General features: G+C 55.0%; 26 protein-coding genes and 2 pseudogenes. 7 read left to right on the forward strand and 21 right to left on the reverse strand.

Features of this window, described 5'->3' with window-relative positions; translation table 11 throughout:
* Together ACYJL1_RS22880 and ACYJL1_RS22885 are read right to left on the reverse strand one after the other, a co-directional pair.
* A pseudogene (locus tag ACYJL1_RS22880) lies at positions 1-497 on the reverse strand (RES family NAD+ phosphorylase).
* A gap of 8 nt (positions 498-505) precedes the next feature.
* Positions 506-712, reverse strand: a pseudogene (locus tag ACYJL1_RS22885) (antitoxin Xre/MbcA/ParS toxin-binding domain-containing protein); the annotation flags it as partial.
* Positions 713-1,185: 473 nt separating this feature from the next.
* Between ACYJL1_RS22885 and kduI the strand changes: the two are divergent.
* From kduI to ACYJL1_RS22900, 3 genes are read left to right on the forward strand one after another with little or no spacing between them, the layout of a single operon-like run.
* The gene (kduI, locus tag ACYJL1_RS22890) at positions 1,186-1,989 is read left to right on the forward strand and encodes a 5-dehydro-4-deoxy-D-glucuronate isomerase (protein WP_460899412.1); all 804 of its coding nucleotides are present in this window, start codon (positions 1,186-1,188) and stop codon (positions 1,987-1,989) included.
* Positions 1,986-2,108, forward strand: a complete 123-nt coding sequence (locus tag ACYJL1_RS22895; protein WP_460899413.1) for a hypothetical protein — start codon at positions 1,986-1,988, stop codon at positions 2,106-2,108. The genes kduI and ACYJL1_RS22895 overlap by 4 nt, the downstream gene beginning before the upstream one ends.
* On the forward strand, positions 2,101-2,430 hold the full coding sequence (locus ACYJL1_RS22900; protein WP_460899414.1) for a cupin domain-containing protein: 330 nt from the start codon (positions 2,101-2,103) through the stop codon (positions 2,428-2,430). The genes ACYJL1_RS22895 and ACYJL1_RS22900 overlap by 8 nt, the downstream gene beginning before the upstream one ends.
* On the opposite strand, the gene ACYJL1_RS22905 is transcribed toward ACYJL1_RS22900, so the two are convergent.
* Positions 2,376-2,858, reverse strand: a complete 483-nt coding sequence (locus ACYJL1_RS22905) for a LysR family transcriptional regulator (protein WP_460899415.1) — start codon at positions 2,856-2,858, stop codon at positions 2,376-2,378. The two genes, ACYJL1_RS22900 and ACYJL1_RS22905, sit on opposite strands and share 55 nt — an antisense overlap.
* Positions 2,859-3,318: 460 nt before the next feature.
* Between ACYJL1_RS22905 and ACYJL1_RS22910 the strand changes: the two genes are divergently transcribed.
* On the forward strand, positions 3,319-4,620 hold the full coding sequence (locus tag ACYJL1_RS22910) for a PQQ-dependent sugar dehydrogenase (RefSeq protein WP_460899416.1): 1,302 nt from the start codon (positions 3,319-3,321) through the stop codon (positions 4,618-4,620).
* Here the strand turns inward: ACYJL1_RS22910 and ACYJL1_RS22915 are convergent.
* The 6 genes from ACYJL1_RS22915 to ACYJL1_RS22940 all read right to left on the reverse strand — a co-directional run bounded on the left by ACYJL1_RS22915 (position 4,524) and on the right by ACYJL1_RS22940 (position 8,294).
* Complete coding sequence (locus ACYJL1_RS22915; RefSeq protein WP_460899973.1) at positions 4,524-5,084, reverse strand: MlrC C-terminal domain-containing protein; 561 nt, start codon at positions 5,082-5,084, stop codon at positions 4,524-4,526. The genes ACYJL1_RS22910 and ACYJL1_RS22915 overlap by 97 nt on opposite strands.
* The gene (locus ACYJL1_RS22920; protein ID WP_460899417.1) at positions 5,008-5,196 is read right to left on the reverse strand and encodes a hypothetical protein; all 189 of its coding nucleotides are present in this window, start codon (positions 5,194-5,196) and stop codon (positions 5,008-5,010) included. Before ACYJL1_RS22920 ends, ACYJL1_RS22915 begins: the two co-directional genes overlap by 77 nt.
* Positions 5,114-5,824, reverse strand: coding sequence for a M81 family metallopeptidase (locus ACYJL1_RS22925; protein WP_460899418.1), 711 nt, complete (start codon positions 5,822-5,824; stop codon positions 5,114-5,116). The genes ACYJL1_RS22920 and ACYJL1_RS22925 overlap by 83 nt, the downstream gene beginning before the upstream one ends.
* Before the next feature lie 139 nt (positions 5,825-5,963).
* Complete coding sequence (locus ACYJL1_RS22930; protein ID WP_460899419.1) at positions 5,964-6,797, reverse strand: alpha/beta fold hydrolase; 834 nt, start codon at positions 6,795-6,797, stop codon at positions 5,964-5,966.
* Positions 6,798-7,195: 398 nt separating this feature from the next.
* Entirely contained in the window at positions 7,196-7,744 is a 549-nt protein-coding gene (locus ACYJL1_RS22935) for a transposase (protein WP_460899420.1), read from the reverse strand.
* The gene (locus ACYJL1_RS22940) at positions 7,725-8,294 is read right to left on the reverse strand and encodes a hypothetical protein (protein ID WP_460899421.1); all 570 of its coding nucleotides are present in this window, start codon (positions 8,292-8,294) and stop codon (positions 7,725-7,727) included. Before ACYJL1_RS22940 ends, ACYJL1_RS22935 begins: the two co-directional genes overlap by 20 nt.
* A 217-nt stretch (positions 8,295-8,511) precedes the next feature.
* Here ACYJL1_RS22940 and ACYJL1_RS22945 point away from each other — a divergent pair, with 217 nt between their 5' ends.
* Positions 8,512-8,679, forward strand: coding sequence for a hypothetical protein (locus ACYJL1_RS22945; RefSeq protein ID WP_460900017.1), 168 nt, complete (start codon positions 8,512-8,514; stop codon positions 8,677-8,679).
* Between the two features lie 139 nt (positions 8,680-8,818).
* Here the strand turns inward: ACYJL1_RS22945 and ACYJL1_RS22950 are convergent, their stop codons facing one another.
* The 4 genes from ACYJL1_RS22950 to ACYJL1_RS22965 form a co-directional block, all read right to left on the reverse strand.
* A complete protein-coding gene (locus ACYJL1_RS22950; protein ID WP_460899422.1) occupies positions 8,819-9,982 on the reverse strand; it encodes an MFS transporter in 1,164 nt (387 codons plus the stop codon).
* On the reverse strand, positions 9,891-10,379 hold the full coding sequence (locus ACYJL1_RS22955; RefSeq protein ID WP_460899423.1) for a MerR family transcriptional regulator: 489 nt from the start codon (positions 10,377-10,379) through the stop codon (positions 9,891-9,893). Before ACYJL1_RS22955 ends, ACYJL1_RS22950 begins: the two co-directional genes overlap by 92 nt.
* A gap of 143 nt (positions 10,380-10,522) precedes the next feature.
* On the reverse strand, positions 10,523-11,119 hold the full coding sequence (locus ACYJL1_RS22960; protein ID WP_460899424.1) for a gamma carbonic anhydrase family protein: 597 nt from the start codon (positions 11,117-11,119) through the stop codon (positions 10,523-10,525).
* Positions 11,116-11,634, reverse strand: a complete 519-nt coding sequence (locus ACYJL1_RS22965; RefSeq protein ID WP_460899425.1) for a MarR family winged helix-turn-helix transcriptional regulator — start codon at positions 11,632-11,634, stop codon at positions 11,116-11,118. Before ACYJL1_RS22965 ends, ACYJL1_RS22960 begins: the two co-directional genes overlap by 4 nt.
* Before the next feature lie 842 nt (positions 11,635-12,476).
* Between ACYJL1_RS22965 and ACYJL1_RS22970 the strand changes: the two genes are divergently transcribed.
* Both ACYJL1_RS22970 and ACYJL1_RS22975 read left to right on the forward strand, forming a co-directional pair.
* On the forward strand, positions 12,477-13,814 hold the full coding sequence (locus tag ACYJL1_RS22970) for a TrkH family potassium uptake protein (protein ID WP_460899426.1): 1,338 nt from the start codon (positions 12,477-12,479) through the stop codon (positions 13,812-13,814).
* Entirely contained in the window at positions 13,807-14,478 is a 672-nt protein-coding gene (locus tag ACYJL1_RS22975) for a potassium channel family protein (RefSeq protein ID WP_460899427.1), read from the forward strand. Before ACYJL1_RS22970 ends, ACYJL1_RS22975 begins: the two co-directional genes overlap by 8 nt.
* A gap of 158 nt (positions 14,479-14,636) precedes the next feature.
* Here the strand turns inward: ACYJL1_RS22975 and ACYJL1_RS22980 are convergent, their stop codons facing one another.
* The 8 genes from ACYJL1_RS22980 to ACYJL1_RS23015 form a co-directional block, all read right to left on the reverse strand.
* Positions 14,637-16,037 carry a TrkH family potassium uptake protein gene (locus ACYJL1_RS22980; protein ID WP_460899974.1) on the reverse strand — a complete coding sequence of 467 codons (1,401 nt, stop codon included), beginning with the start codon at positions 16,035-16,037 and terminating at the stop codon, positions 14,637-14,639.
* A 438-nt stretch (positions 16,038-16,475) separates the two neighbouring features.
* Positions 16,476-16,640, reverse strand: a complete 165-nt coding sequence (locus ACYJL1_RS22985; protein WP_460899428.1) for a hypothetical protein — start codon at positions 16,638-16,640, stop codon at positions 16,476-16,478.
* 12 nt (positions 16,641-16,652) lie between these two features.
* On the reverse strand, positions 16,653-17,993 hold the full coding sequence (locus tag ACYJL1_RS22990; protein ID WP_460899429.1) for an amidase: 1,341 nt from the start codon (positions 17,991-17,993) through the stop codon (positions 16,653-16,655).
* On the reverse strand, positions 17,983-19,401 hold the full coding sequence (locus tag ACYJL1_RS22995; protein WP_460899430.1) for a TRAP transporter large permease: 1,419 nt from the start codon (positions 19,399-19,401) through the stop codon (positions 17,983-17,985). The genes ACYJL1_RS22990 and ACYJL1_RS22995 overlap by 11 nt, the downstream gene beginning before the upstream one ends.
* Positions 19,398-19,979, reverse strand: coding sequence for a TRAP transporter small permease subunit (locus tag ACYJL1_RS23000; protein WP_460899431.1), 582 nt, complete (start codon positions 19,977-19,979; stop codon positions 19,398-19,400). The genes ACYJL1_RS22995 and ACYJL1_RS23000 overlap by 4 nt, the downstream gene beginning before the upstream one ends.
* A gap of 76 nt (positions 19,980-20,055) precedes the next feature.
* Positions 20,056-21,192, reverse strand: a complete 1,137-nt coding sequence (locus ACYJL1_RS23005; RefSeq protein WP_460899432.1) for a TRAP transporter substrate-binding protein — start codon at positions 21,190-21,192, stop codon at positions 20,056-20,058.
* 359 nt (positions 21,193-21,551) lie between these two features.
* Positions 21,552-23,066: a malonate--CoA ligase gene (locus ACYJL1_RS23010; protein WP_460899433.1), complete on the reverse strand. Its 1,515-nt coding sequence runs from the start codon at positions 23,064-23,066 to the stop codon at positions 21,552-21,554.
* Positions 23,059-24,375, reverse strand: a complete 1,317-nt coding sequence (locus ACYJL1_RS23015) for a malonyl-CoA decarboxylase (RefSeq protein ID WP_460899434.1) — start codon at positions 24,373-24,375, stop codon at positions 23,059-23,061. Before ACYJL1_RS23015 ends, ACYJL1_RS23010 begins: the two co-directional genes overlap by 8 nt.
* Positions 24,376-24,419: the final 44 nt, after the last annotated feature.

Consider the following 24,419-nt stretch of genomic DNA (forward strand, 5'->3'; position numbering starts at 1 on the left):
CTATCTTGATAGCCGGTTTTCATCGTCAATCGGGCTAAGCCGAGAGGGATCAGTATCACTCCATTTCCAGAGCACGAGATTGAAATCGTCTTTAGACGCGCCAGGAGCAAAGCTTCGCACGAGAAGCCCGTTATAACCGGCCGCAATCAAATCTCTGGCGAAGGTCGGGTCTTGGCTTCACCCGCTGCCTTCATCTGATCGCGCCATGATGGGTCTTCCAGCATTACAGTGTCCATGTTCCGAGACGCGAGGGTTGCAATGTCCCTGCAATCAAAGATTCCCTCAATTTCAGCCTCATAAGAAACCAATGTGGTCGGTTGAAGATTACCCACCTGGTTAGCCTCCCGCAAAGCCGTCATCACTGAAAGTGACAGATAGAGTGCGGGCACGGTCTTGGGATTGAATCGCCCACCGTAGAGCTCTGCACCACGTCCTGACAACGGCTCACTGGCGTAGATGGGGTTGAGCGCGCGGTATAATTTCCCCCGATAGTGCATCATCCCGATCAGGCGTGAATGCCCGCATCAACCGCGTCAATATAATCGAGTACGTCATCCGCCCGCCCGTTTCTCACGAGCTGCATTGCGGTCTGACCGGAAAAACCGGAAAGCGGCTCTGAACGATACCAGGCATAAGCCATCAGACCAGACCCGAAGCGCGGCTCGACCTTGTTGATGATTTCAACCATCTCTCTCAGGCGCCGTTGTGTCTTTCACCGCAAAACGGACCCTCCAATGTCCGTAAGACCATCCCAGCACGGCATAAGGATTGGAGACCGTTGCACGAGCTTTCCGTCGATGTGCTTGGCGGTCTTGGTATCAATTACACGCAGGGTCAAGCTCGCGCTCCTGGTTACCTCGTTTCAACTTGGCGGGTATGGGAAGATCTATTGACGGTAGCAATCCGACTGGGCTTTGGGCGCTCGGCCGTGGTTCCTCAAAAGGGCTTCCCACTGGGTATCAAAACCAAGATGAGTACGGGAGTCATGAGCAGAGTATCAGTATTTCCTGATTGTGTGATTGAGGCCAATGGCGCAAGTCCAGGGATGCTCCTGGACGCGAAATACAAGGGACATGTCGAGAAAGGTGTGTTTCGGCATGCAAAATTGACCCTGTTTACAGGGTAATCGGCATCCAATTTTGACCCCCCTTAAATTTAATCTGACCATCCGGCTTTTGGCAGCGGATGGAGCGGGAGTTGAAGACAGTGGATACGATTGCGCGGGTTCGCCGGGCCTTCCATGTTCAGGGCTGGTCGATGAAGAAGATCAGCCGTGAGTTACATGATAGAATGATCGTCTGCGGTATCGTTCCAACGAGCGAAACCCTTGTGATTGATCACGTCAAGGAAACGGGCACCAGCCAGTTCCTGGAGCGACGCGAAGCAGCTATTCTCAACATTGGAGGCGGCGGTAAAGTCATCGTTGCAAATGCTGAATACCCGCTGGCATTTCGCGATGCGCTCTATGTCGGTATGGGGCAGGGTGCAATGTCTTTCCTGAGTGACGACCCAGACAATCCAGCCGAGTTCTATCTTTTAAGCTCGCCCGCACACCGTAATTGTCCGACAGTCCTTATTACGCTTGATATGGCAAAGAAAGTACGTATGGGCTCGGCCGAGGAAGCCAATGCCCGAACGATCAACCAGTATGTACACCCGGATGTCTGTGAAAGCTGCCAGCTATTGGTGGGACTGACAATGTTCGAGGCTGGCTCTGTGTGGAACACCATGCCGGCGCATCTGCATGACAGACGAATGGAGGTCTATCTCTATTTCGGGATGGCAGAAGCGACGCGTATCTTTCATTTTATGGGAGAGCCGCATGAAACCCGGCATCTTGTGCTCAAAAGCCATGATGCGGTTCTGTCCCCGGGCTGGTCAATCCATTCCGGTGCCGGCACTGGGCGATATTCTTTCATTTGGGCAATGGCTGGAGACAATATGAGCTTTACCGACATGGATAAGGTGCCGATGGAAAGCTTGAGATGAACTCAACCAATTCTAGCCGTGCGCGGGCATTGTCAGTTTCGCCCGTTCGCGTGTTTGCAACATGGTCTTTCCTGTCAGTGGCAGAAGACCGGCATAAAAAGGAAGCGACAGGTGTCTGACTGCTGCACACTGCCTGATGATTTGAGCTGGACGGTAACATCGCCCGGAAATCGCCGCGCCGTTCTTTCGCATCGCCCCGAGTTGATGCTTGTCGCCTTCAGCTTTGACAAGGGCGCGACGGGCGCACTTCATTCGCACCCGCATACGCAGGTTAGTTATGTGGCCAAAGGTGTGTTTGAAGTTACAATCGAGGGTGTCACCACCACGTTGGCGTCTGGCAGCAGTTTTATCGTCGCCCCCAATCTCATTCACGGAGTAGTGGCACTTCAAGAAGGGTTGCTGATCGACACGTTCACGCCAAGACGCGACGAATTTCTTTGACATGTACTCAGGCCGCTGAGGAGCAGCTCCATTCCCTCTTCACGCGTGATCGGCTGAAGAACCAATTCAAGCATCGGCATCTGTCGAAGAGCGTGATTCAGGAATCCCGTAATCAGTGCTGGTGCAATGGTGTTCACGATGCCCAGCGTCAAGGTCTCGCGGCGGTCGCGAACCCGATTGAGGGAGATCGCCCGCACCCGCTGCTCACGGTCCGCGATTGCGGCGAATTCGGATCGTATGTCGCGGCCAAGCGCTGTTAGTCGACTGTCTTTTCCATCGCGACAAACCAAGGGTCCTCCCAGCTCTTGTTCGAGCTGCTGTATCGCGCGGGTGAGCGTGGGCTGCGACACTCCGCTGCGCATGGCGGCATCGGTGAAGTTGAGAGAGTCCGCCAGGTTCAGGAAATATCGAATCTGATTGAGTTCCATTGTTCTTCCTTTGTCGCTTCCTCAGGCATTGATTTCAGACCGCCAAGCGCTGTTGCCCGAAGCAATCGCCACCGTATGCAAACCATAGACACCATCTATTGACCTGTAACTCATCATATGAGGGGGGCTTCCTCAATTTGTGTGATGCTCGCTTAATTGACTGATGGGCAAGTTGTTATGGGCTTATAATCAAACTGAATAGGTGATTTCCCGAACCGAAGGCGAATTGTTGACGCTGGGCTCTTGGTTGACAGAGGATTTTTCTCCGGTGGCCAGGATCTGACTTCTGCTACGGACATTGCCGCTCTCCCAGCCATCGATCAAACAGATTGAGGAAGAACCGAATGAAAGGCAAAGCGTCACCCGTTCTCTCACTTTTTATTTTTCGCCCTCTAGTGCTGGTCGCGCAAAGGCTTTAGCGTCGGGCTCTCCTTATTTCCCTCCTTGCTAGAGGCAACCCATGGCCGAGTCTTCCCCATTCGCTCAATTTATTGCCTTTGTCAGCAAAGGTGTTGCGGCCATTCGTCATTCGGGTGATAGCGCGCGAGCGCCTGTCTATGGCACGGTGCCGGTCATTCCGGAGGCCAAACCGCAAGGCAAGATACCGACGTTGAAGATGCCGACGGCCAAGGGCTGGGAGGGCGGGCACAAGCCGACAGTGGCCGCCGGGCTGAAGGTTAATGCCTTCGCGCGGGGGCTTGTGCATCCTCGCAACATATATGTGTTGCCCAACGGCGATGTGCTGGTGGCTGAATCAATGGGCGAAGCGGGAAAGCCACGTACCTTGTTCGACCATGCCATGTCGGCCACGATGCGGAGGGCGCGCGCTTCCGGTGACAGCCCCAACCGCGTGACGCTGTTGCGCGATGCCGACGGCGATGGGGTGGCCGAGGAAAGTCACGCCTATATCGAAAATGTGCGGCAGCCCTTCGGCATTGTGCTTGTGGGAGAGACGCTTTATGTCGGATCCAGCGACGCGCTTTTGGCCTATCCCTACGAGACGAGCGCGACCCGAATCTCCAAACCGCCCAGAAAGCTAATGGATCTGGTGCCCGGCGGGCATTGGACGCGTAATCTGATCGCCAGCAAGGATGGCACCAAGCTTTACGTGGCCGTGGGGTCGCTGAGCAATATCGGTGACGCGGGCATGGCTGCCGAAGAAAACCGCGCCTGCATTCACGAGTATGACCTTAAATCGGGGCAGTCTCGCATTTTTGCCGGCGGCCTGCGCAATCCTGTGGGCATGGCCTGGGAGCCCGAGGAAGGAATGCTTTGGACTGTGGTCAATGAGCGCGACGGGCTGGGCGATGAGACGCCGCCTGACTATCTGACCTCGGTCAGCGATGGCGGGTTCTACGGCTGGCCCTATTGCTATTGGAATCAGGTTGTGGATGAGCGGGTGCCACAGGACCACGCCAAAGTGGCCTCGGCGCTGCGACCCGATTATGCGCTGGGTGGGCACACGGCCTCGCTGGGACTTTGCTGGCTGCCCGAGGGCACACTGCCGGGCTTCCCGTCGGGCATGGCCATCGGCCAGCACGGGTCGTGGAACCGCTCCAAGCTCTCGGGCTACAAGCTGGCATTTGTCGCCTTCGAGAAGGGCAAGCCTGTGGGAATGCCGCGTGAAATTCTCACCGGTTTCCTGTCGCCGGACGAGAAATATTCCTATGGCCGCCCGGTCGGAGTGGCGCTGGCGGCCGACGGCGCTGTGTTGATGGCAGACGATGTGGGCGACGTCATCTGGCGCGTCACCGGCACGTGAGACAGGTGACGACGAAACTTTCCCGTGCAGCATGTATCCCGAACCTGCCCATGGATCCGTTCAGTGTGCCGCGCTGCAAGGGGGCAGGAGAACGGACGAATGACGCGCTCGAAATCTTTGTCGAGCGGCCAAAGTGGGCGCGGCACGTGGGTATTGGGACGGCGTTCCGCTCGCGGCGTTGCCAGCCCCGCATCGCAGACGATGATCCTTCCCGCAATCGGCCCGAATGCCGCTCGGAAATGCTGCATCGACTTCAGAACTAACACGCGGCGATCCGTTGGTTCTATCCCGAAAGCGCGCAATTGTTGAAGATCAACCATCTGTTGCGCTTCTGAAACGACCAGGATTTCGATCCCGTCAACATCGATTACAGCGGTGGGCCCGAAACTATGGCCAAGCCCGCCCTGTATAGGCCCGTCGCCGACATATACGCCGTCCGAAAGCCTGGATAGCCCACCCGTCACTGTCAAGCGGGCGACCGCTGAAATTGGCGTCACCCTTGCCGCCCAACGTCACCTTCACGGTTTCGCCTTGCCTGTGACAGTGCAGTTCTGCCGCTGCCTTGGCGTCGATCATCGGGGCGAACACCGCACCTTTGACCCCCGCATCGAGTAAAGCCCTTCAACAACGCGGTGGAGTCGCCATAGGAGCCGGCGCCCGGATTGTCGGCATAATCGGCGATAACAAGCGGTTGGGTGCCGCGCCAGGCAAGCGCATCGGAGGCGGCCTCATCGACGTCGATGAAAATAGTGCGCTTCTTGGTCCGACCTTGCCAAATCTGGTCTGCAAGTTCCTCTGCCCTATGCCGGGCGGCCACCTCGGCTTCTGGATTATGGCTGTCATAGGTCGTAAGCACCGTTGGTCCAACGCAGACCACATCCGCTCCCGTGAAACCCGAATTGACGGAAACCGCGAGCAAACCCTCTGCCTCGCGTGCACGTTCATAGAGCGCCAGCGTTTCGGGAGTGTCGGTGCGGCCGGAATTCGCTTCGTCCAGCATAGGCGCATGCGCCCTGACGGTTCGCGGTGCGATTTCATCCCTCATGGCGCGATCCAGTATCTGGGCGGCATGCGCACCGGTCTTCCGCATGTCCACATGCGGATAGGTCTTGTAGGAGAGAAGAATCTTCAGATGCTGCCTGACGCCCAGTTGTTCGAACTGGTCGATCGCTATGCCGCGTTGGGCTACACTCTGGTCTGTCACGGCATCGGCGAAGCGGCCATCGATCAGCTCGTGCGCGCCTATGAGCGCGGCAGGTTCAAAAAATGGCCAGATGCAGATCCGTTGCGGACATTGAGAAAAGCAAGTAGAGAATATTCGCCCCACCCGGCGCTCGATCGCGTCATCTATCTTCGCCTTCGCATGACAGAAATGAGTTCAACTGCTGCAGAACGAGATGCGGGGCTTCGAGCTGGGCTAAGTGGCCGACGCCATGCAGTGTTTCAAACGAGGCATGCGGGATCAGCGTATGAAGCGCTTTGCCTCGCTCCAGCGGGATCCATGGATCGTCCTCGCCCCAGATGATCTTTACCGGACACCGAATATCCCCTAACATCGGCTCGACGTCTGCGGTATATTTTTCGTCGGCTTGCGCGAATTGCCCATAGAAGCTTCTTCGCCCCTCTTCGGAAAGCCACGGTTCGACAAGTTTCTCGAAATCACCGGAATCGATCTTATTGACGATCGCCCCTTGGATGTAAGCCTCCACGACTGCCTGGTGGATGTGCGGCGGCAGCCCCAAAAATGCATCCACATGGCGACCAACATGATCGAAGAATTCCGAACCCCAAGGACGCATTGCGACGACGTTCATAAGGACATACCTGTCGAAATCGCAACCATGCAGCAAATGCGCTCGCAACGTCGTCGCACCGCCCATATCATGGGCAACGACGATCGGCTGCTTGAGGCCCCAATGCGCAAGCATCTCGGCGAAGACCTGTCCCTGCACGTCGAGCGAGGTGCGCCGCTCCGCGCCTTTGTCGGATCGCCCATATCCTGGCATATCGTACCAGTGAATATGATGACGCTTTGCAAGATGCGGGATTATTCGATGCCATGAGAACGAAGACCACGGCCAGCCGTGGGCAAGCACGAGTGCAGGCCCGCTACCAGTTCGACCCGCCGCTACGGTGCCGGCAGATGTTTCGACGGTTTCATCGAGTTTCCACGGCATCAAATATTCTCCTTGGTATTCTGGAAGGCGTTGTCGATACGAATTGGTTCGCAGCAACCATATAGTTGAAGACCGCTAGCCCCAATCTCAGGCGCTGCCCGTACAGGTTCTGTTGGGGCTCCCGCTTTCTGCCCAATGTGGACTTTCGAGGCGATTTACAGAATGGCAGCTTTGGGCCATCAGCGGAAGAGCCTCCACCGTTCGGTATACGCCAATAGGAGGGCGGCGGCGTGATTTGCGACTTGCGGCATTATCGACGGGTTGGCTCAATGGTTGCGCAAGGAGGCGCTGTCATGAATGATTTAACAGATGCGCCGCCTAGAACCATACTTCCCATTGTCACGCGGTGTTCTGCGAGTGGACGACATGTTCGGAAAGCTCAAGGACTGGCGTCGCATTCACACCCGATACGACCGCTGCACCCACATGCGCTCGACAACGTTGCGCTGCTTGCAGATGGCGCGGTTGTAATGGTATTGGACCTTTGCGGTTCTTGCGGGGCGGATAACCGACTGGGTGTCACGCTCAACCAGCCACTCTCGCAACGCCTGGCTATCATAGCCCTTGTCAGCGACAAGTTCGGCAGACGGTGGCATCGCTTCGATGCAAAGCTTGGCAACCCTGCAATCATTCACGTTTCCGGGCGTCAGGAGCAGGACGCAGGGGCGCCCCTTCTCACCGCAGACGGCGTGGAGTTTGGTGTTTCGTCTGCCTTTCGTGCGGCCTATGCCATGAGCCAAGCCCCCTTTCCGCCGCCTGAGCAGCGGTGGACCTTGATGCAACTGCTGTCGATGAACAGCCGATCCGGCGCATCTCCTGGTCCCGCCAACGCGCTGAAGATGCCTTCCCTCGGCCGTCTGATGGGTGGCGAATGAGGCCGAAGCCTCCCGCTGCCATGGCTCATGCTGCTGGCGGATTTCCGAAAGCTCAGCGATTTTGAAGTCCATTCTTCAGACGCTGGTCGCGAATTTCGTCTGCCTGGCCGCGTACACGATTGCGGAGCTTGACAAGGCCTGCGCGCTGTTGCTGCCATTGCTCCGCGTAGACGGTTTTGGAAGTGAAGCCATTTTCATGTTGCTCGTCCCAGTTGAGTGCTTGCTGCATCGCATTGCTCCAATCCTCGACGTTCCCGGCGGCATACTCATTGATTGGGCGGCCGACCACCTCGGACAGCGAGGCGAAAAGCGCTGGATCGCCATCTGCCGACAGGCCCGGATGGGCGGTGAGATGAAAGCGATAGCGCAACTGGCCCGCATAGAACCAGACGACTGCTTCATCGCGCTGACCGGCAGCAAACAGCTTGGAGGCAAGGATGTAGTAGGCGGAAGGATGGCTGGAGGCGATACTACTTTTGAGCTGTGTGGGTGTCATCGCCACATAATCGTCTTCCGCTTTGCCCTCGCTCACGCCGATAACCGACAAGGCAAAGAGGAAGAGGCTCAATAGCGCCACTGACGCGGCAGTGACGCGTAACAGGGTTTTCAGCCTTGCTGTCATAGGCCGACGCTCGATGCTTTTGTCTTCGACATGTCATGCAATCTATGTGAACAGTGCCTGCCATTCCATACAAATCGACAAGGGTGGCCTTACAGAAGACTATAGAGACATCGCCTCCAATAGGTGGCTTGCACGGAATATGGTCTGCTGGTTGAGATTCACAGTATTTTATCCTCACGAATCCGAACTGAGTCAGCTTTTTTGGGAAGGAAAAACAGTGAACCGGATGCTGCAATCTGTATTGATCGAACCGAAATGGGCCGATCTGTTGGCACCGGACGATTATCGCGGTCTGACGCCGCTGATCTATTCACACGCCAATCCGTATGGAAAGTTTGTGCTCGATCTGATCAACCGGATTGAGTACGAACAAAAGGTCGCTTAGTTTTTGGAACAGCTCTTGTCGTCGCCCAGCCGGATCGATTTGGGACGGTTGGCGGTATGAACAGATCAGGCGCAAAATGCTGATGCAATAGACTGTCGCTAAAGCCCATCTTTAGTGGGATTTTCGCGATAAGTTGAGCTTACCCCGCCGAGACCATTTCGGGCTTGCCCGTGCGCACCGGACGCAACGCCACAATAGCAATGGCGATCAGCCCGACACCTGCGGCGGCGACCCACGCCGCACCAGCCGGATAGACGGTCGCTGCAAGCGCTGAAGCACCCGCAACACCGAGATTCATGCTGCTTCCTGCCAGTGCCATCAAGAGACCCCTACGGGATGGGGAGAGCTGCGCGATATGGGTTTGCAGGCCCGGAGCACCCATTCCACCAAGCACAGCCCAGACCGCGAGTGCAAGTACAATGAGGACTGGGCCGAGGGCATCAAAAGCATAGGTGACAACAATCGCTGCAAGCACGGAGACAAGCGCGAGCCGCATCAGGGCGCGGCCGCTTCCGACACGGACCAAGGCCCACGGCATGGTGAAGTTGCCGACCAGCGTGAGAATGCCGAAAGCGGCATAGACCACACCGACCGTCGCCGTGTCCCACTCGAAAAGGGCCCGAAGCCGCTCGCCCACCAGAGCGAAGCATCCGATCGCGCCGCCAAGTCCGAAGGCCATGGCGATAAGGCTTCCCCATGCGCCCGGCACGAAAAGCGGTCCCGCCACGTTGCCACCGTCCGCGTGCGGTCGCTTATCGGGCGCTGTCTTTCCGCGTAGCGATGGAAGGCCGACGAGAACCACGATCAGCGCCAGTCCGCCAAGCGCCGCAAAGGCGAAGCGCCATGACCACATCTCCGCCGATAGCGCGCCGATGCCGGGACTCAGGATGATGCCGAGTGTCAGACCAGAGGTGACGAAGGCAATAGCCTTGGGGGCGGCCTTCTCCCCGAGATCGCCCGCCATCGCCATGGCGATGCCAAGCATTCCACCGCTGGCTGCCCCGGTCAGGATGCGGGTTGCAATGCCTGTCTCGAACGTAGGAACGAAGGATGTTGCAATAGAAGCCAGGCCGAACACAAGCGTTGAGGGCACCAGAATGGCGATGCGCCCATATCGGTCCGAAACAGCGCCGAGGATCGGAGCCATGATCGCCAGCGGAAGGCTGTAGGCCGTGATGAATAGAGCGATGCGTTCGGGCGAGACGGAAAGGTCAGCCCCGATCGGCGTGAGGATTGGCCCCAACAAAAATTCGTCGGCCCCCACGAGGAAGGCGATCAGGAAGAGAAATATCAGGCGTAGCATGGTGGGGGGTGTTCCTTTCGTGGTGGGTCGAAAGGGACTCCCGGAACATGGCCAGGCGGCTGAGCACCGCTCCGCGCCGTTCATCGAGATCGGCTCTCAGCCGGTCGATGTGCTCAAGCTTCTCCAATAGTTGCGGAATGCCGCCTTCGCACGGCCCCGCTCCTTCGTCCGCAAGGCACGCCGCCATGGCACGAACCTCGCGTGTGGAAAAGCCTGTCGCGATCAGATCGCGGATGCGCGCCGCGCGGCGCAGGTCGACCTCGCTATAGCTGCGATAGCCGTTCTCCGAGCGGCGGGCGTCCATAAGACCGGCCTTCTCGTAATGGCGCAGCATACGTTGCGTGATCCCAAGCCTCTCGGCTGCTTCCTTGATCTGCATCTCGATCCCTTTCCACATCGCCTTAGCACCTTGACATTAGTGTCAAGGTCAAGCGCTAATTTCAAGGGACGCCATTGTCGCGGATATCCTAATTTTCGAACACTGCAAAAGTTTGTGATTCAATAGGCGAACAACTCGGGAATTTCGCGACACCTCTCATCTCAACCATCTTTTGCTTGATATACTCCGAGAGCTTTAGACAAGCGCACTGTAATGTTTTTCATGACGTCAGGCTGATCTCTATCAACCCCGTACACAAACCCAGGAAAATCGAGCGTTTTTTGAAGAGCCCAAATTTTCTCATGGTGATCTGGGGGCAGAATTTCCGCTGGGTCACCGACCGCGACCCAACCGATCGGCACGGTTGTACCCGGTTCAAGCCGGGTGCGTAGATGGACGGTACCGTGGATGCGAACTTCCGATCCAAGTCCTATATGCGCGCCGTGAAACACGGCAGCTCCGGTGGCTATGAAAACCTCGTCGCTTATTTGTGCGCCAACCACATGGCTATTAGGACCAATTACGCAGTGGTCACCCAACTTGCAATCGTGGCGACCGGTCGCCCGGATCACCGCGTTTTCGAGCACGATACAGTTCCGTCCGATGCGGATGGAAGCGCCGGCCTCCGCCACTAACCGAGCACCATGCATTATCCTGCTGCCCGCACCGATGACAACATCCCCACAGACCGTCGCGTCCTGCGCGACCCAGGCATCCGGATCGATCGAGGGTGATTGTTCTTCGTATGAAATAATCAAGGTTTATTCTCTCCTGCCTCGATTTCGGTTGCTCGACGGCCAATCGGACAAATATTGGCACCACAAAGATCATGTTCGCAAAGCCGACACGTCGTTCTTGCGAAGGCGCGCGATGTCGTTGCACCGGCCAGCACTACATCAAGCAGGGACACGAAGAGCTGATGCTCGTCCGGTTGCAACGCACCCAGCAATCCATCGAGAACGGCAAGTCGGCGCGCCTGCAATGCTTTCGCCGCGAGGTGGCCGGCTTCCGTCAATCTCAAGGGCGTGACCCGACCCTCATGCGCCCCCCGCTCAACAAGGGCCTGCCGTTCTAATCCATCAATCAACCGCACTGCGGTCGGCTGGCTGACGCCAACGACTATGGCGAGTTCGCTTGTCGTCAGTCCCGGCTTGAAATGGAGCATCGACAGGACGGCCGCGGCACTGGGTGAAAAATTACCTAATGCCCCCTCGATCTGGTCGCGTATCAGAGTGCCGAATGCACCAAGCTTGTTAGCATCAAATAATTGCATAGCCTATGCATATATATTTTCCCAAAACTGTCAATATGAGACTGGCCGATGAAACAGGAACCCAGCCTATCAAATGTTACGGTATACGAGCTATTGCAGCCGACTCCAGATAGAGGCAGGCAAGATTTGTGGGGCGCAGAAATGTCGTACAATGCTTGGATTTTGGAGCCCTGATTTTCACAGCCGACAGAATCCACCGTAGCAAACCAGTACCGCGGGGTGAGGTGGCAACCTCTTTGCGGCAGCGACCTCGGTCTTCCGGCTGTATGCTGATTTGCCAGCGTTTGAGGCACACGCCGAGCCGCGCACTGTTCGATTAACGGAATTTCTTGTCGTCTCGTTCCATCTTTTTAAGGAGAAGCACAAGAATGCCGGTTATAATCACGGCAATCACCACGATCAGACCAAGTAGCAGATGACTATCCATTCATCTTTCCTTTCACGGCTTGCTTTTGATCCCTATTGCCGAGGTCGTACTGGATTCGGATCAGGTGCCGGCAGCCTGCGGCAGACAATGCAAAGGATTAAGGTATTGTTCTTAAAATTCGTAGGAACATTCAGACAAATGGGCTCGCAATGCGTGTGAGCCCATTTGTGGTTGCCGGTTGAGTCACGTGTCTAATAATAACGCTGACAGGGTAGAACTGCAAATATCGGTCCCCGTTTTTGAAGACAAGCAACCTGCCGCACGTGGCCATCGAGGCCCCGATTGCGATGGAAACCGGCCGGACGAGATTTTGTATCCAGTTGAATCTGGCTCGCCGCACGCTGGACCAGTTTCTGTTTGTCCTGTAGACGGGTGAAAGCAAGCACATCACGGCGTAATTCAAGAAAGATGTAAATTGGCGGTACGACATCCGATTCAGCATCCTGTTCGTCTGGTGCCCTTGGCGTTTCTTGTCGCGGTCCTTACCGGCACGGTATTGCTGATGTTGCCTATCGCTCGAGCAGAGCCTGGAAGCGCATCATTCCTGACAGCATTTTTTACGGCCACTTCGGCCGTTTGCGTTACCGGGTTGATTGTCCAGGACACATCAATCTACTGGTCCTGGTTCGGTCAGAGCGTAATACTTGCTCTGTTTCAAATTGGCGGCTTTGGGATCATGACGAGCGCTACACTGCTGGGGCTCCTGGTATCCCGAAGGCTAAAGCTTAGCAGTCGCCTGATAGCCCTTGCGGAGACAAAAAGTATCAGGCTGGGCGAAGTGGCAGATGTCCTTCGGCTCATTCTATTGGTTACGGTGACGATAGAGCTGCTGACGGCTGGTGTGCTCGCATTGCGCCTGCACTATACGTATAATACCCCTTGGAGCGATGCGCTTTGGCATGGTCTTTTCCAGGCAGTTTCTGCGTTTAACAATGCGGGATTTTCCACCTATTCTGACAGCCTTATGGGCTTTGCACTTGATCCATTGATACTCGTTCCGATTATGACAGCCGTTGTGATTGGAGGTTTGGGTTTCCCCGTGATATATGAACTTTGGTATGACCGGCGGCGCACTTCCAGCTGGTCCATTCATACAAAGATCACCCTTTTTGGGACCGCCTTTCTGCTGATCACAGGTCTGGTGGCAGTCGCTGCATATGAATGGACCAATCCAGCAACGCTCGGCGTTTTCCAATGGCCCGAAAAGGTGCTGAATGCCGCTGTGTCGTCGGTTATGCTGCGGACCGCGGGCTTCAACAGTGTCGACATTGGTGGAATGCGCGTTGAAACCTTGGCGGTCAGCTATGCACTGATGCTGATCGGCGGCGGCAGTGCCGGCACGGCAGGCGGGATCAAAGTTACCACGTTCTTCCTGCTTGGTTTCGTGATCTGGGCCGAGATTCGCGGCCAAAGAGATGCCACAGCGTTTCGGCGTCGTATCGGCTCTCATGTCCAGCGCCAGGCTTTGACGGTTGTCCTGTTGGCTGGAAGTGTGATTGGCGCCGGGGTTCTGGTGCTTCTCAGTGTCACGAGCTTTCCACTTCATGATGTGTTGTTTGAAGTCATATCGGCATTTGGGACCGTTGGCCTATCCACGGGGATTACCGCAGATTTGCCACCCACCGGACAGCTGGTCATCATCGTACTGATGTTTGTCGGGAGGGTCGGCACGATCACCATCGCAAGCGCTTTGGCGCTGAATGAACGCCATATACCTTTCCGCTATCCAGAGGAGCGCCCAATCGTTGGCTAACAGGAACACCGCTCATGGCAATGGTATCGCCGTCATTGGTCTCGGCCGTTTTGGCAGTGCCGTTGCCCAATCACTTATCAGTCTGGATTACGATGTTCTTGGCATTGACGAGAACGCGGAGCTTGTTCAGACGTGGGCAACCCGCCTGACACATGTGGTGGAGGCTGACAGCAGCAATATCGATGCTCTACGCCGTCTTGGCGTGCAGGATTTTCCTCACGCCGTTGTTGGTATCGGAACGGACATCGAAGCGAGTGTTCTGACCGTTCTGGCCCTGTCCGAACTCGGTGTGCCGGATATTTGGGCAAAGGCTGTCAATCCGAACCACGGGCGCATTCTGGAGCGTACCGGGGCGCATCATGTTGTCTATCCAGAGGCTGCTATGGGCGAACGGGTAGCTCACCTTGTTGCGGGCAAGATGATAGATTTCATCGAATTCGATGATGACTTTGCCATTGTCAAGACCAGAGCCCCCCGGGATGCCATAGGCAAGACGTTGGCAGAGTCGGGCATTCGCAGCAAGTACGGTATAACGATTGTGGGTGTTAAACGGCGACGTATGGATTTTACCTACGCTACGGCCGAAACCATTGTTGAACGCGGAGATCTGCTCATCGTGTCGGGTCCGACGAAACTGGTAGAAAAGTTTGCCGCTATTACCTAAGAGGTGTACGGGGGCGAAACTGTCCGGATTCAACGGAGATAACTTCTGTGGTCGAGCGATGAGACCTTCAGACAAGCACTTCAGGTTCAGCCGCAAGCAGCAAACGTTTATCGATCGAGTCGGGTCAGGCTGATCTGAGACTTGATGCTTACCAGACCCTAACGTGACCAAAAACTGGTGGTAAACAGCATCAATACTGTTATAATTTCAAGTCTTCCAAGAAGCATCAAAAAGCTCAGTACCCAAAGAGCACCTTCCGAGATTGCGGAAAAATTGCCAGCCGGACCTATAATATCCCCGAAACCCGGTCCGACATTGGTTAGAGCAGTTAGCGCTCCCGTAATCGCCGTCACCAAGTCCAGCCCCAGGGCTAAAAGGACGGCGGTTCCGATAAACAATGAAGCCATGAACAAGCCAAAGAAAAGAACGGCCGTCTCTGCTGTTTTGTCGGCAATACTGGCTTGACCATATTTCACTTTTGTCACGGCATTCGGGGTTACCAACCGACTGAATCGAACGCGCGCGAATTGCCAAAGAAGTATCAGTCTATTCGTCTTGAGGCCACCAGCCGTTGATCCGGCGCAGCCACCAAGAAAAGTCGCAACGAAAAAAATTCCAACGGCAGCAGCACCCCAAAGACTATAGTCTTCCGATGCATAGCCGGTGGTCGTGATGATCGACACCAGATTGAACGCCGAACGTATCAATGCCTCGCCAAAATTAAGATCTCTCGTTACCGACAATGATATCGCCAGTGCGAAACTCATAGCGGCCACCAATGTGAAGAAAAGAAAAATCTGGGGGTCTGCCAGAGATAGCCTGAGATTACCCACAACCATCTTCACGTATACGATAAATGGCAGCGCGGCGAAAAACATGAAGACGGTTGACACCAAAAGGACGTTCATGTTTTCGCTGTAGAAGCCCATTGAAGCGTCATGGGTGGAATAGCCTCCCGTGGCGAGGGTTGTCATCGCATGGTTGACTGCATCGAACGTAGTCATACCGGACAACAGGTAGCTGGCCATGCATAATATCGTCAACACGACATAGGCAATGATGATGCCGGCAGCTATCTGCGTAACACGCGGAAGAATCTTGTCGGATTTTTCTGACGATTCCAGATGAAAGAGCTGGATGCCGCCGACACGGAGTGACGGGAGGATCAGGAGGCCGAGCCCGACGAAGCCGACGCCGCCGATCCATTGCAGCATTGATCGCCACAGCAGCAGGCTTCGGGAAAGGTCATCCAATCCCGAGATGACAGTCGAACCTGTAGTTGTGATTCCTGACATTGACTCGAAGAAGGCAGCTGCAAATGAAAGTTCGAGTGACGACAGGTAGATTGGTATCGAGCCCACCAAAGCAGCAGTCAACCACAGGGCGGAGGTCAACAAAAAGCCCAATCTGGTGGAAAAGCGCGGAACCGCACCAGGGGTTGCCAAAGTCACAAGACCGCAAATCACCACGGTGAGAATCGCCGAGACGATAAATACGGTCCAGGTTTGATCTCCGTCGCGTAGATCGACTGTTGCCGGGAGCAACATGGAAACCGCCATGAACATGCCAAACCTCGCACATGCTCCTATGACGAACTTGAAAGTGGACTCCCAACTGCTTTCCAACGAACTCGGCATTTACACCCCTGAGCATTTATGGTGGCAAGTGATTGGAAGGTCAACACCGCCGAAATATGCCATGAAGGGGATGAGGAGACTGAGATGGCGGATGGGCTAGCTTGGGGCCACTGGAGCTGGCGGGTTGCCGTGAAATTTGTCGAATGGCTGGCATCACCGATCCATTCTTCGAGTTTCCTCGAAACTCCGCTACGAAAAATACCGCGAAACCGCATCGCAAAGCTACGTAAAACAGCAAACGCTTTTGATCCCCGCTTGAGGGCAGAGGGCTTCGTTCACGTTCAGCTGCAAGCGGGATGTGTTTGCGCACCTGATGTCATGGTCAGGAGATTGCGTCGGCTATAAGGAGTTTGGCAGACGTCAAGAGTTCTTTTTGCGCCGGAATAGAAAGAAATCATAGAACGCCATTGCCACAGTAAAGCTGGTAACAAGCCCCAAATCCAGCCGGGGAACCCGCCAAATGAGGATAGCCAGAAAGGCCGCCAAAGTGGCGAAACCCAAAAAAGCAAGGAAGCGGCTTCGCATTCTGATTCTCCCCTAATGGTTGGTTACAAAGCTGGCGAGCCATCTGGCAGTGCGCAGCAGCCGAGCGTCATTACCCCTCCGCCCGACAACCTGCACACCCATTGGCATTCCGCTCTCGCTCTTGAAAATCGGGAGACTCACGGCGGGGGTGCCGCAAAGCGTCCAAAGACCATTGAAAATCGAATCTCCTGTACTTTCCAACCCACAGGGAGCCGGTCCGGGAGCGGACGGCGTGAGGATAGCATCGCAACGATCAAAAATTTCCTCAAGACCGACATTAAGCACATCCGGCCAGTCAAGCGCCGATATATAGTCGCGGGCCGGTATCGCACCACCCAACGCCATTGCGCGCGCTAATGTGTCGGATATGCTGTCGGTGCTCCTACTCCCATAGCGATAGTAATACTTGGACATTTCCGCATGGTTGATGGTCTCCCTGATCTTTTGTGCGTGCTCGAAAGGGGCCGGAAGTTCTGCGTCAAAACACTGCTGCCCGAGTAACGCCGCCAGCTCTTCCATTGCATATCGCATTTGGCTTTCCGCTTGCGGCCAGAACGGAGTGCGGACGAGCGCGAAAGTTGGTTTGACAGGAACATCCGATAGGGCCGTAATACACAAGCGAGGGTGTGGTGCCGGGGCGGTTGCCCTGTCTCTTGGGTCGTTTTGGAATAAGGTATCGGCAAGGAATGCTGCATCCTCGACGCTTCGTGCGAAGACACCAACCGTATCAAGCGAAGGCGACTGTGTCAGGATGCCTGTGCGCGGGATCGCTCCGAAGGTTGGCTTATAACCAACGACACCGCAGTAGGATGCGGGGCGGATTACGGAACCACCGGTCTGCGTCCCTATGGCGAGCGGCACCATGCCCGCCGAGACGGCTGCTGCAGAGCCCGCGGAGGAACCTCCGGGTGTATGAGCGGTATTTCGTGGATTGCGGGTATTACTGGGATGCAAATAGGCGAGCTCGGTGGTTGTAGTCTTCCCCATTATGATCGCACCTGCGCCCTTAAGCTGTCTAACGATCGTCGCATCTTCCGTCGGAACCCGGCCGCGATCCTGCACAGCGCCATTCCCGGTCGGAACTTTTGCGGTGTCAATAATATCCTTGAGCCCCACCGGGATACCATGGAGGGGTCCAAGGGGACATCCGGTCCCCCGGTACGCATCGAGCATCTTGGCCTGCTGGAGCACGTGATCACGATCGAGAAATGCCCAGGCCCTGACCTCATCTTCTCTAGCTTCCGCTTCGGCAAGAAAAGCTTCGGCACTCTCTAGGACGGTCAAGGCCCCAGCCGCCAGCTGCTTGCTCAACTCGATAGCACTGAGGTGTGTTATCGCTGTGTCAGCGCCCATAGAACACCTCTGGTAAGTAAAAGACAATTTGAGGGAAGACATACATCAGGATCATTGTGATGAAGACCATAACCAGAAACGGCATGACGCCCGCAAATATCTGCGTCAGGCGGACCTCCGGTGGTGCTATGCCCTTCAGATAGTAGGCGGACATTGCCATCGGAGGCGTTAGGAACGATGTTTGAAGGTTCAGGGCCACGAGGATGCCGAAAAAGAGCGGATCGATATTAAACAACGTCAGCAGCGGCAGGAAGATCGGCACAAAGATGATAATAATCTCTGACCATTCGAGCGGCCACCCCAGTAGGAAGATGATGAGTTGCGCAAGGATGAGGAACTGGAATGGAGTTAGATCAAGACTGCGTACGAATTCAGAGATGATTTGCTCACCGCCGAGATACGAAAACACTGACGAGAAAGTATAGGACCCAACAAAAAGCCAACAGACCATTGCTGTCGTGCGGACGGTCAGATAGACGCTCTCGCGCATGCGCTGCCATGTCATCGCCCTATAGGCAATGGCAAGAAAAATGCCACCAATTGCTCCAATTGAGGCAGCTTCAGTTGGAGTGGCCAAGCCGAAAAGGATCGATCCGAGCACGGCCAGAATAAGAAAAGCGAGCGGAAAGAACGACGAAAGGATCATCACGAAGAGCTGTCCCAACGGGACATCGGGCACTTCATCTGCGGTCGGACGCGGCGCAACGGAAGGCTGAAGTATTGAACGTCCAATGACATAGATCAGGTAGAGTCCGACAAGTGTGAAGCCTGGCAGCAGTGCACCTGCGTAGAGCTTTACGATAGACACCCCAGAACTGGCGGCATAGACGATCAGCATGATCGACGGGGGTATAAGAATTCCCAATGTACCTCCCGCACAGATAATGCCCGACGCAAATGACGGCTCATAGCGCGCCTTCAGCATCGCCGGTAGCGCCAGCAGTCCCATTAGAGTAACCACCGCACCAACGATACCAGTTGCAGTTGCAAAGAGCGCGCACGTGATGAGCGCTGCGACCCCCATGGAACCGGGCAAATTCTTAGATGCGATATTCAACGTGGTAAAAAGCCGGTCGACTATGTTGGCGCGTTCAACAATGTAACCCATGAAGAGAAACAACGGCACAGCCGTCAGTACCTCGTTCGACATCACGGTATAGGTCTGATTGACCAGAAGGTCAAAGATCCTGCTATTAAGCAGTCCGTCGATCCACAAAGAAATACTGTCCCACCAGCCTGCAGTCTCATCCAGGCGATTATATGAGCGCCACATGCGGCTCGAATCGTAATAGGCGTAATAGCCGAAGCCTATACCAAGAGCCATCAGGTTGAATGCGATCGGGAACCCGAGAAAGACGATGAAGATAAATATACCCAACATGATCAAGGCCACTTGCGGGTCGGTCATTTGGGTGGCTCCTGTCCTTGCATATGTTCCTTGATAAGGACGGACTCCGTTTCTTCGACGTCCTGTTCCGCCTCTAGCCAGACACCGGTGCGCATACAAAGGATGCACCGCATCAACTGAGCGATGCCCTGAATGAACAGCAGTAGTCCAGCAGCTACGATTACAGTCTTGAACTGGTAAATCGGAATGCCCGCAGGACTATTGACACTGACCTCGCCATAGCGCCAAGAGCGTTCTGCATACTTCCAGCCGGACAGAACCAGTGCGGTGACCCCGGGGAAAAAGAAGAACAGGTAAAGGACGAAGTCCACTCTTGCCTGGGTGCGCGGCGCCCATAGTCTGTAGAGAAAATCGCCGCGGACATGGCCGCCACGGGATAATGTATAGGCGCCGCCCATCATGAACAGCGTTCCATACATGATAAAGGAAACGTCGAGCGCCCAAGGTGTCGGGGTGTTGAGTACGTAGCGGACGAACACTTCGTAGCCGGTGCCAAAGGCCATCAGTATGATAAGCCAAGCAAAAGCTTTGCCAAACCACGCCGAGAGTGCATCTGCGAAACGGATGAAGGAAACCATGGAAGCGATTTCTCTGCTAGCGGAGGAAACCAGCGGAACTTCCCCGCTGGTTTATGATTTGTGTAGGAGCGTCGGCTTAGAGCTTTAGCTTGCCTGGAAAATAATGTTCATAAGCTAACGTATAGTCAGGTGAGTTCATCAGCTCATAATAGGTAACACGCTCGACCCAGGTTCGCTGACTGTCCAACACCTTCTTCATGAAGGCGTCCTTCTCGAGCTCCGCAATTAATGCATCCCAGGCTTTAATCTGCGCATCGAGGATTTCCTTCGACGTTCGGCGAACATTCACCCCGTTGTCATTCTCAAGCTTCAGCAGATCGGCTGAATAGTTAGACATGGCACTTGCTGTATTGGCCGTGGATGCAGCTTCCACTCCATATTTCAAAATCGCTTGCAGATCAGGCTCCAGATCATCGTAGAAATCCTTGTTGAACAGGAACTCAAAACTTTCGGAGGCTTGATGATAGGATGATAGATAATAGTTCTTGGCAACATCCTGCGCACCGAAACGCATGTCGGATGAAGGATTGTTGAATTCGAAGGCGTCGATCACTCCCCGTTCCATGGCAGGGACGATTTCACCGCCCGGAAGCTGCGACACAGACATGCCCATGGCCTGCATGAGATCGGCCGCAAGCCCGACCGTCCGGTATTTGAGGCCCTGGATTTCTGCAACGGTATTGACCTCCTTCTTGAACCAGCCGAAAGGTTGGGCGAACATCGGGAAGCCCAGAAAACCGACCACGTTCAGGCCGAGTATGTCCTGGGTGAGTTCCCGATAGAACTCAGCACCACCACCGCCGTTGAACCAAGCAAGCATCGTCGTAGCCGAGCCACCGAAAACAGGCCCTGTACCGAAAAGCGATGCCGCTTTTGATTTTCCGTACCAATAGACGGGAACGGAGTGAGCAGCATCAATGATGCCGTCATTGCAACCATCCAGAACCTGGAAAGCACCGACCACCGCTCCAGCCGGCAAAAGGTCGACTTTGAGCCGTCCACCAGACATCGCTTCAACACGCGCAGTGTACTCGCGGGCAAAATCCATCCAAATGTCGGATGCCGGCCAGGACGTCTGCATCTTCATTACTTTCGGCGCCTGCGCCAAAACGGCCGGCGCTGCTAGTGTGCCTGCGGCCGCGACACCGGTTACCAAGGCTCCTTTAGTGAGAAACGAACGGCGCGAGATTGATGCATTCTCTAATTGCTGCATTTTCTTCCTCCCAGTTCAGGTAGACACTCCCTATGTCCTTATCCTGGAGAGTATCTTCTAGTATCCCATATGCGATGGCAATATTAAAACGAGCTCGTCCTTAGAAAGCTAATATAGAGAAGATCGCGGATTCAGATCTTGGAGCGCGATTGCTGGTGATGTCAGGTTAACGTTTCGTCATTGATTTGGGATGTAATCGCCGCAGGATGAATGTTCCTTTCATTGGCTACAAGCGCCACCGGTTTCCTGCTTGGGGCGGAAAACGGTGGCGCTTTTAGTTGATGGCACATTCATTCATGCCTGCTAGCTACGCCAAGCTCATTGAGCCAAAGTTAATGTGATAGCGCCTCTTGAGTTGTTCAGCGTACGAACTTTCCGCTATAAGTATCGCGGAGAACGTTTTTCTGTATCTTCCCCATCGTGTTGCGAGGCAGTGAATCGACCACGAATATCGCCTTGGGCTGTTTAAAGCGCGCGAGGCGGTTCTGGACTGCCGCTGTCAGCATTTGTATGTCGAGTAGTACGCCTTTTTCCGGTACGACAACGCAGGCCACGGCCTCCCCAAAGTCAGGATGAGGCAGACCTATAACGGCAGATTCCAGGACTCCAGGCTCCTCGTCGAAAACCAGCTCGATCTCCTTTGGATAGACATTGTAGCCGCCGGTGATAATCAAATCCTTCTGCCGACCAACGATGCTGACATAGCCATCGGCATCGATCTGCCCGATGTCGCCTGTTATGAAGAAGCCATCGTCGCGAAGCTCCTCCTTTGTCTTTTCTGGCATCTGCCAATACCCCTGAAATACGTTGGGTCCGCGAACCTCGATCATACCGGGCTCGCCTTCCGGCCTGGTTTCGCCGGTGGAAGGATCAGTGATTTTGAGTTCTACACCTGGCAGCGGAAAGCCCACCGTGCCAGCCCGACGCTCTCCGTCGTACGGATTGGACGTGTTCATATTCGTTTCGGTCATGCCATAACGTTCAAGTATCTTGTGGCCGGTACGCTGTTCGAATGCTATATGCGTTTCGGTAAGCAGCGGTGCGGAACCAGAGGTGAAAAGCCGCATGTGCTGCGTCAGTTCCCGATTGAAGCGCGGGTCATCCAGCAGCCTCGTGTAAAAGGTCGGCACACCCATCATCGCTGTAGCTTTCGGGATGAATTCCACAACCGCATCGGTATTGAACGATGGCATGAAAATCATGGATGCCCCTGCGCGCAGGATAACGTTCGATGCCACAAACAGGCCGTGTGTATGGAAAATTGGCAAGGCGTGAAGCAAAATATCCTTTTCAGTGAAAAGCCATTGATCGACGAGTACCTCCGCATTGGAAAGGAGATTGCGATGCGACAGCATCGCGCCCTTGGAGCGTCCGGTCGTGCCAGATGTGTAAAGAAAAGCGGCCAGATCGTCCGGTCCACGATCGACAGGCGTGAATGATGGCGCCTGGTTTTCGGCATGATCTGCGAATGAGCCTGAACCGTCGGAGTTCATCGTCAAAAACCGAGCACCAAGTTTGCCCGCGACATCTTCAAGCTGGCCAGCATTCGCGCTGTCGCCGATCAGAAGATTGGCACCGGAGTTTTCAACGAAATAGGCGACCTCGGACGCGGTGTAGGCGGTGTTAAGTGGGAGAAAGACGATGCCTGCTGCAACGGCTGCACCATAAAGCGCAAAGGCTTCCATTGATTTCATCACCTGAACGGCCATCCTGTCACCGGGCACAAGACCAAGGCTTTGCAAAGTCGATGCGTAGCGCATGACCAAGTCATGGATTTCTATACCGGTCGTTTGCGTGCCGTCGACGGCATAAAGGAATGGCGTCGTGCGGCTGGCCAGTGGTGAGAACAGCGCTTGATAGAGCATATTAGGCATTTGCTCTTCTTCCCTTCGCCGCCAGTGCTGATTTCAACAGCGACTTCATTCCACGCGATGTCGGCACGCTCTTACGAGTGACGAAATTCTCATGGTTTTGCTCAACAGTCTTCAGATCATAGAGATAATTGACCATTGCACCGCAAGACTGTCTCAGCCCGTTGGCCGAGTGATCGGCAGCAGCATGCACATCATGCACCAATGCGCCATTACCGAGATGAAAGCGTGCAACTGGATCGATCGGCAGCCCATCCTTACGCTTGCTTTCAATCAGGTAGAGTGCAGCCTGCTCACGCAACTCTTGCCTGGTTTCATCCAAAGCCTCGATGCCCTTTTCTGAGGCAGCAAGAATATAACCGGCCTGCTCGTTACTCTCGTCGGCGCGTGCTTTCAGCCAACGCGACAGGCCGGGGATCGGTGATAATGTGACAAAATTTTCCAGATGCGGCATTTCTTGACTGAGTTCCTCTACAACTTGTTTGATAAGCGAATTGCCGAAGGATATGCCGCGCAGCCCTTCCTGACAGTTGGAAATTGAATAGAAAACTGCTGTGCCTGCAAGGCTCGGTTCAAGATGATTGCGCGTTTCTGCCAACACGCACTGGATCGACGTGGGAATGCCATCGACCAGCGCCACTTCGACAAAAATGAGTGGCTCGTCCGGCATCGACGGGTGAAAAAAGGCAAAACACCGCCGATCAGACGGCAAGAGACGCCTACGCAGTTCATCCCAATTGCTGATCGCATGAACAGCTTCATATTCGATAATCTTCTCCAAAATGTTGGCCGGTGTACCCCAATCGATATGCCGCAACACCAGGAATCCCCGATTGAACCAGGACTTGAACAGATGAACGAAGTCGAGATCGGTGCGGGCGAACTGCGGATTGGCTTTCATCATGCCAAGAAGATCGAGGCGCATCCGGACCAGTTCGCCAGTCGCACCAGGTGCTTGATTGAGACGGCGTAGAAGTTCCTGGCGAGGCGGCTCCGCAGCCCGGTTCAGTATATCGAGCCTTGGACCATCGGGGTATTCGGCGTAATCCTTGGCCGCTTTTTCGATGGCTGCTGCATCCACGTCGAGCCGCTCGGTCAGGTACTGAAAGAAAGCGACCTTGTCGCTCTCGCTCATAATGCGATAGCGCGCGAGAATAGACCGGGCGATGCGCATGCCGGATATTTCGCCATGACCGGACATAAGCGCTTCGCACATTTGCTCAACTGGACGTTCAGGCGCAGGCCACTCAGTCCAGGGCGTGCGCTCGAACAAGGTGGCGAGCAGATCGCCGAAAAAGCTGGATGCTTTCATCTCTTTTCCTTATTCCAAAGATCGTTGTGGATGATGCATGCCGC

The organism is Phyllobacterium sp. K27 (genome assembly GCF_054796155.1).

Bases quoted from the DNA above. Each gene is read 5' to 3' on its own strand.
- ACYJL1_RS23015 (WP_460899434.1), bottom strand. From the start codon at position 24,375: ATGAAAGCATCCAGCTTTTTCGGCGATCTGCTCGCCACCTTGTTCGAG.
- ACYJL1_RS22940 (WP_460899421.1), bottom strand. From the start codon at position 8,294: ATGACAGCAAGGCTGAAAACCCTGTTACGCGTCACTGCCGCGTCAGTG.
- kduI (WP_460899412.1), top strand. From the start codon at position 1,186: ATGGAGCGGGAGTTGAAGACAGTGGATACGATTGCGCGGGTTCGCCGG.
- ACYJL1_RS23005 (WP_460899432.1), bottom strand. From the start codon at position 21,192: ATGCAGCAATTAGAGAATGCATCAATCTCGCGCCGTTCGTTTCTCACT.
- ACYJL1_RS22965 (WP_460899425.1), bottom strand. From the start codon at position 11,634: ATGCAATTATTTGATGCTAACAAGCTTGGTGCATTCGGCACTCTGATA.
- ACYJL1_RS22930 (WP_460899419.1), bottom strand. From the start codon at position 6,797: ATGCCGTGGAAACTCGATGAAACCGTCGAAACATCTGCCGGCACCGTA.
- ACYJL1_RS22895 (WP_460899413.1), top strand. From the start codon at position 1,986: ATGAACTCAACCAATTCTAGCCGTGCGCGGGCATTGTCAGTTTCGCCC.
- ACYJL1_RS22910 (WP_460899416.1), top strand. From the start codon at position 3,319: ATGGCCGAGTCTTCCCCATTCGCTCAATTTATTGCCTTTGTCAGCAAA.
- ACYJL1_RS23010 (WP_460899433.1), bottom strand. From the start codon at position 23,066: ATGCCTAATATGCTCTATCAAGCGCTGTTCTCACCACTGGCCAGCCGC.
- ACYJL1_RS22955 (WP_460899423.1), bottom strand. From the start codon at position 10,379: ATGTGGAAAGGGATCGAGATGCAGATCAAGGAAGCAGCCGAGAGGCTT.
- ACYJL1_RS22905 (WP_460899415.1), bottom strand. From the start codon at position 2,858: ATGGAACTCAATCAGATTCGATATTTCCTGAACCTGGCGGACTCTCTC.
- ACYJL1_RS22985 (WP_460899428.1), bottom strand. From the start codon at position 16,640: ATGCGAAGCCGCTTCCTTGCTTTTTTGGGTTTCGCCACTTTGGCGGCC.
- ACYJL1_RS22935 (WP_460899420.1), bottom strand. From the start codon at position 7,744: ATGGACTTCAAAATCGCTGAGCTTTCGGAAATCCGCCAGCAGCATGAG.
- ACYJL1_RS22950 (WP_460899422.1), bottom strand. From the start codon at position 9,982: ATGCTACGCCTGATATTTCTCTTCCTGATCGCCTTCCTCGTGGGGGCC.
- ACYJL1_RS23000 (WP_460899431.1), bottom strand. From the start codon at position 19,979: ATGGTTTCCTTCATCCGTTTCGCAGATGCACTCTCGGCGTGGTTTGGC.
- ACYJL1_RS22990 (WP_460899429.1), bottom strand. From the start codon at position 17,993: ATGGGCGCTGACACAGCGATAACACACCTCAGTGCTATCGAGTTGAGC.
- ACYJL1_RS22995 (WP_460899430.1), bottom strand. From the start codon at position 19,401: ATGACCGACCCGCAAGTGGCCTTGATCATGTTGGGTATATTTATCTTC.
- ACYJL1_RS22980 (WP_460899974.1), bottom strand. From the start codon at position 16,037: ATGGCGGTTTCCATGTTGCTCCCGGCAACAGTCGATCTACGCGACGGA.
- ACYJL1_RS22920 (WP_460899417.1), bottom strand. From the start codon at position 5,196: ATGATCGACGCCAAGGCAGCGGCAGAACTGCACTGTCACAGGCAAGGC.